We start from the raw sequence: 5,696 nt of genomic DNA, 5'->3' as shown, positions 1-5,696 counted from the left end.
CAGGGCGGCGAGCGCCGAGCCGAGGCCGAATACCGCCGTCACATAGGCGGGGACGTTGATGCCCAGCGCCTGCGTGCGTCCCGCGTTCTCGGTAGCGGCGCGCAGCCGCGACCCGAGCCGCGTTTTTTCGATGGCCAGCCAGAGGACCACGCAGACCGCGACGCTGAATACCACTGCGGCCGCGCGGTAAGCCGGCAGGCGCATGAAACCGAAGTCAAGCGCCTCGCGGAATACGTCGGGCGTTGCGTAGTTCTGCCCCGAAACACCGAATACCGAACGGAACGCTCCCTCAAGCATCAGCGTCAGCCCGAAGGTAAGCAGCAGGCCGTACAGCGGATCGAGTCCATAAATGCGGCGCAGCATCGATTTCTCCACCAGCGCTCCGAAGACGCCGACCACCAGCGGCGCGACCCATAGCGCGTTCCAGAACGACAGGCCGAATTCTTCCGCCCCGTACCACGCGACATACGCGCCCAGCATGTACATCGTGCCATGCGCGAAATTCACCACGCCGAGCAGGCCGAAAATCACGGCGAGCCCGAGCGCCAGCACGGCATAGAACCCTCCGTTGACCAGCCCGAGCACAAGCTGGCTCAGCACAAAGGGAAGCGATATTCCCGAAAATTCCATTTTCTCCTCCTACAAACCCAGCAAACCCGAGAGTTCCTCGCGCCGCGCATTCAGCTCGTCGCGCGTGAACTCTGCCACCACACTGCCCTCTTCCAGTACGTAGAACCGGTCTGCCAGCCGTTCCGAAAAACGGAAGTTCTGCTCGACCAGTACTACCGTGAAACCCTTCTGCTTGAGCTGGCGTACTGCATTGCCCAGGGATTGCACGATGACCGGCGCGAGTCCCTCGGAAATCTCGTCCAGCAGCAGCAGACGCGCGCCAGTGCGGAAGATCCGTGCCAGTGCCAGCATCTGCTGCTCGCCGCCGGACAGCTTTGTCCCCGGACTGGCGTAACGTTCCTTCAGGTTCGGGAACAGACTGGCGATCTCTTCCTCGCTCATGCCTGTGTCGGCGATGCGCGGCGGGAGCATCAGGTTTTCAAGACAGGTGAGAGATGCGTAGATGCCACGCTCTTCCGGGCAATAGCCGACGCCGCGTCGCACAATCTGGTGCGACGGCATCCCGAGGATGTCGGCACCCTGGAGCATGATCCTCCCGCTGGCCCTCGGCATCAGGCCCATCACGGCGCGCAGCAGCGTAGTGCGCCCTGCCCCGTTTCGCCCGAGGATGCTCACCACTTCACCCTGGTGCACGTTCAGGTTGATGCCGTGCAGCACATGCGACTCGCCGTAGAAGGCATTCAGGTTGCGGATCGAAAGATGGATCGGTGCACGGTTCATGCGCTCATCTCCTCCACGATATCGCTGCCCAGATACGCTTCTTGTACCCGTGGATCCCGCGATACGGCCTCATAGGTGCCGTCGGCGATCACCGCACCGCGCTGGAATACCGTCACCCGGTCGCTGATCCCGGACACGACACGCATGTTGTGCTCGACCACGACCGTGGTCCGGCCGGCCGACACCTTCTTGATCAGTGCCGCGATCGAATCGATGTCTTCATGGCCCAGTCCCTGCGTCGGCTCGTCGAGCAGCATCACCTGCGGCTCGAGCGCGAGCGTGGTGGCGAGTTCGAGCGCGCGCTTCTTGCCGTAGGGCAGGTCGCGCGCGGGCAATGCGGACTTGTCGTGCAGACCGACGCTCTCCAGCAGCTGCTCGGCCTTGCCATTGAACTGGTCCAGCACTTTCTTCGAGCGCCAGAAGCAGTGCGAATACGGCGTGTTGCGGATCAGCGCGAATCGGACGTTGTCGAGCACCGACTCGGTCGGGATGATGGACGAGATCTGGAACGACCGGACGATGCCGGCACGTGCGATCTGCTGCGGCGACCAACGGGTGATGTCCTGGCCGCGATAGTGCAATGTGCCGCAGGAGGGCGTCAGGAACTTGGTAAGCAGGTTGAAGAACGTCGTCTTGCCTGCTCCGTTCGGCCCGATGATGGCGTGAATGCCGCCTTCATGGATATCGATCGTGACCGACTGCACCGCGCTGAATCCGAAAAACGCTTTGCCCAGGTCCCGGGTCGACAGGATGGGTGTTTTCTGCACTTCTTGTCTCCTCGATGAGTGCGAGCGCCCTCCTCCCTTGCGGGAAACGCATCGCGCTAACTCGTTGTTGATGGCGCCGCTGTTGCGGCGAGGCCGAATGTCAGGCGCGCATCGCGTCGCGGGACTTCTTCGCCTCGCCGTCGCGCAGTACCCGCCGCAGCAGCTTTCCTGAAGCCGTCTTCGGGAGTTCGGTGACGAACTCGATCTCGCGGGGATATTTGTAGGGCGCGGTAGTGCGCTTGACGTGTTCCTGCAGGGCCTTGGCCAGCGCCTCGTCGGGGACGAAGCCATGACGCAATATGACGAACGCCTTAACGATCTCGCCCCGCTCGGCATCTGGCTTCCCGATGGCTGCGGCTTCAACCACAGCTGAATGCGTGATCAGCGCGTTCTCCACTTCGTTCGGGCCGATGCGGTAACCCGCTGAACTGATCACATCATCGTTGCGGCCGGTGTAGAAGAAATATTCGTCCTCGTCCCGGTATCCGAGGTCGCCAGTCATCCAGTACGACACCCCGCCTGACTTCAGGATGTTTTCCTGGGTCTTGGCGGCATCGTTCCAGTAGCCGAGCATGAACTGCGGAGAAGGCAGCCGCATCGCGATTTGCCCGATCGCGTTGGGGCCGAGGATTTCTCCGTCCGGTCCGAGGATCTCGAAGTGCGTGCCCGGCAAGGGCCGGCCCATGGATCCCGGCTTTACCTTCATCGGCTCGTAGTTCAGGATGGTCATCAGCGTCTCGGTCTGGCCATAGCCGTCGAACAGGTTGACGCCGGTCTGCTCCTTCCAGCGCTTGACGATTTCCGGATTGACTGCCTCGCCCGAGGAGACGCAGCGCTTCAGGGATGAGAAATCGTAGGCGGAAAGATCGAGCTGGATCATGTGGCGGAACTCGGTGGCCGCGGCGCAGAACGCGGTCACCCGGTGTTCCTGGATGATTTGCAGGCGGCGCGCCGGGTCAAAGGTGCCATGGTGGAATAGCACCGCGGAACCGGCACCCCACGGTGCGAACAGCACACCGGTGCCTGCCTTGGCCCATCCGGTGTCAGCGGTGCACCAGTTGAGATCTCCGCGCCCGATGCCCTGCCAGTAAATCGCCGACAGCCGCCACGCGAACAGTGCGCGCGAGGCGTGCAGGACGCCCTTGGGATTGCCGGTCGAGCCTGAGGTGTAGTGCATCAGGGCGGGATTCTCGAGGCCGACATCGGCGCATTCGAAGGCGCCGGACTCGCGTGCAGCCTCGCTGTCGAGGGAGATCCATCCCGGCACGCTGCCGAAGCAGGCACGCACCCGGACGGGTGCGCCATCCTCGTATTTGGGCGTGTTGTCCGGCGTGGTCACCACGGCGGCCGCCTGCGAATGTGCGATCCGGTAAGCCAGGTCCTTCGCGGTCAGCATTTCGATGCACGGAATGGCAATCGCGCCAAGTTTCGTACACGCCGTCATGGTCAAATGCCATTCGGGAATCCGCGGCAGCTGCACAATGACACAGTCTCCCTTTTTCACTCCGGCGCGGCGCAACGCGCCTGCGATTTGGCTGCTGCGCACGCTGATGTCCGAGAAATTGAATTTGCGCGTCGGGGCATCGTCGCTTGTCCATACCAGCGCCAGCCTGTCATCGGTAGCCGCTGTCGCGTCAACCACGTCCCGGCCGAAATTGAATTTTTCGGGCAGGTCCCATTTGAAGTCGCGCACGGCGGCTTCATAGCTTGTCATTACGGGTATGTTCATGATCTCCTCTCTGCATCCTGCACTCAGATTGCCTCGCGTTCACGCAGTGTGCGTATGTCGCTCTCGCTGTACCCCAAGGATCCAAGGACCTCTTCCGTGTGCTGTCCCAGCAGGGGCGGTGGCAGCCGATGGGCAGCCGGCGTACCCGAAAGCTTGACCGGGAAGCCGAGCTGGGGAATCTTCCCCTCGACCGGATGCTCGCATTCGTACAGCAATCCGCGTGCGACAGCTTGCGGATGCGCGAATGCTTCCTGCACACTGTTGACAGGCGCCACCGGCACGTCGATGGCCTCAAGCCGGCGCACCCATTCGTCGCGTGGGGCACTCCGGAACAGTGCCGACAGCTTCTCGAACTGGACCCTGGCGTCCTCGCCGGTGGCCCACTGCCTGGCCTTCCAATCCGGCTCGCCGATTTCATCGCACAGGCGTTCCCAGAAATGCTCCTCGATGATGCCGAGGGACAGCGCACCGCCGTCGCCGCACTTGTAGACGTTATAGCAGGGCGCAGCGCCAATGAAAGGCCGTTCGCCGCCTTTCGGTTCTATGCCTGCGAACAGGTAGTCGGCGCCGTGCAAGGCAAGCCAGGTGACGATACCGTCGAACATGGAAACGTCGATGTACTGTCCCGATCCCAGGCGGTCGCGTGCAATGAGCGCCGCGAGAATTCCATAGACCGCCATCAGCGAACCGCCGCCGACGTCGGCAATCGACAGGCCCGGAACAATGGGGCCGGTCTCCTTCGTGCCGAAGAGCTGCAGCGCGCCGGACAAGGCCATGTAGTTCAGGTCGTGCCCGGATGCCATGCGCAGCGGGCCGTTCTGTCCGAATCCCGAGATCGAGCAGGCGACGATTCGCGGATTGAGTTTTTTCAATTCCTCATAGCCGAAGCCCAGCCTATCCATGACGCCGGGGCGGAAACCCTCGACGACGACGTCGTATTCCTTCACGAGGCGGCGAAACACTTCCTTGCCCTCTTCGTGCTTCAGGTTGAGGGTGATGCTCCGCTTGTTCCGGTTCAGCAGCAGGAAGGAACCGGACTCCTTCTTGTTGATCGGCTCGAAGCTGCGGTTGTAATCGCCCTCGCCCGGCTGTTCCACCTTTAGCACTTCCGCGCCGAGATCGGCGAGGAGCATGGTGCAGGTTGCCCCCGGCAGCAGGCGGGTCAGGTCGAGGATGCGGATGCCCTGCAGCGCCTGCATGCCTTGTTTGCGTTCAGTTGTCCTCATGATGCTGTCCATCCTCCATCTACCATGATTGTGTGTCCTGTCATATATGAGGCGGCATCGGACGCGAGAAAAATCGCTGCGCCGGTGACCTCCTCCACGCTGCCGAAACGCGCCAGCGGCGTACGCGCCAGCAATTGGGGGCCTAGGTGTTCGTGGCCGGTAATGGCCGACGTCAGGTCGGTCTTGATGAAGCCGTAACCGATACCGTTGACCCGCACCCCGGCGTCGGCCCAGTCGAGCGCCAGCGCGCGCGTGATCTGCTCGACGCCGCCCTTGGTCGCGCAATACGGCACCTGGCGGCGGAGGCCCACCTTGCCGGCGATCGAGGAAATGTTGATGACGCTTCCCTTTTTCTCTTCAAGCATGGCAGCCGTGAAGTACTTGCAACAATAGAAAACGCCATCCAGATTGGTGCGCACAATTTCGTGCCACGACGCCGAACTGGTCTTCTCCAGCCGGGCGTAATGGGGATCGATGCCGGCGTTGTTGACCAGCACATCCACACCGCCCAGGTCGTTGTTTAACCGGATGGCGCAGGCCGAAACCGATTCCTCCGAGGCGACGTCCAGCGCATAGCCGACGGCCTCGCTGCCGAGCCTCGCGGCTGCTGCCTCTGCCGCTTCC

The 5,696-nt window shown here is 62.5% G+C and carries 6 protein-coding genes; all 6 read right to left on the bottom strand.

Annotated features, from left to right (window positions below):
* On the bottom strand, positions 1-630 hold a 630-nt coding region (locus tag AYR66_RS06130), incomplete at its 3' end, for a branched-chain amino acid ABC transporter permease (RefSeq protein ID WP_141104173.1).
* A 9-nt stretch (positions 631-639) separates the two neighbouring features.
* Positions 640-1,350, bottom strand: a complete 711-nt coding sequence (locus tag AYR66_RS06125) for an ABC transporter ATP-binding protein (RefSeq protein WP_088706789.1) — start codon at positions 1,348-1,350, stop codon at positions 640-642.
* Complete coding sequence (locus AYR66_RS06120; RefSeq protein ID WP_088706788.1) at positions 1,347-2,117, bottom strand: ABC transporter ATP-binding protein; 771 nt, start codon at positions 2,115-2,117, stop codon at positions 1,347-1,349. The genes AYR66_RS06125 and AYR66_RS06120 overlap by 4 nt, the downstream gene beginning before the upstream one ends.
* 100 nt (positions 2,118-2,217) lie before the next feature.
* Positions 2,218-3,846 carry an acetate--CoA ligase gene (locus tag AYR66_RS06115; protein WP_206047075.1) on the bottom strand — a complete coding sequence of 543 codons (1,629 nt, stop codon included), beginning with the start codon at positions 3,844-3,846 and terminating at the stop codon, positions 2,218-2,220.
* Positions 3,847-3,869: 23 nt separating this feature from the next.
* Positions 3,870-5,072 carry a CaiB/BaiF CoA transferase family protein gene (locus AYR66_RS06110; RefSeq protein ID WP_088706786.1) on the bottom strand — a complete coding sequence of 401 codons (1,203 nt, stop codon included), beginning with the start codon at positions 5,070-5,072 and terminating at the stop codon, positions 3,870-3,872.
* On the bottom strand, positions 5,069-5,696 hold a 628-nt coding region (locus AYR66_RS06105; protein ID WP_088709633.1), incomplete at its 5' end, for an SDR family NAD(P)-dependent oxidoreductase. The genes AYR66_RS06110 and AYR66_RS06105, both read right to left, overlap by 4 nt.

The sequence above is a fragment of the Noviherbaspirillum denitrificans genome (genome assembly GCF_002211445.1).
Lineage (GTDB): Bacteria > Pseudomonadota > Gammaproteobacteria > Burkholderiales > Burkholderiaceae_D > Noviherbaspirillum > Noviherbaspirillum denitrificans.
This window is presented reverse-complemented; position numbering and strand designations above follow the sequence as displayed.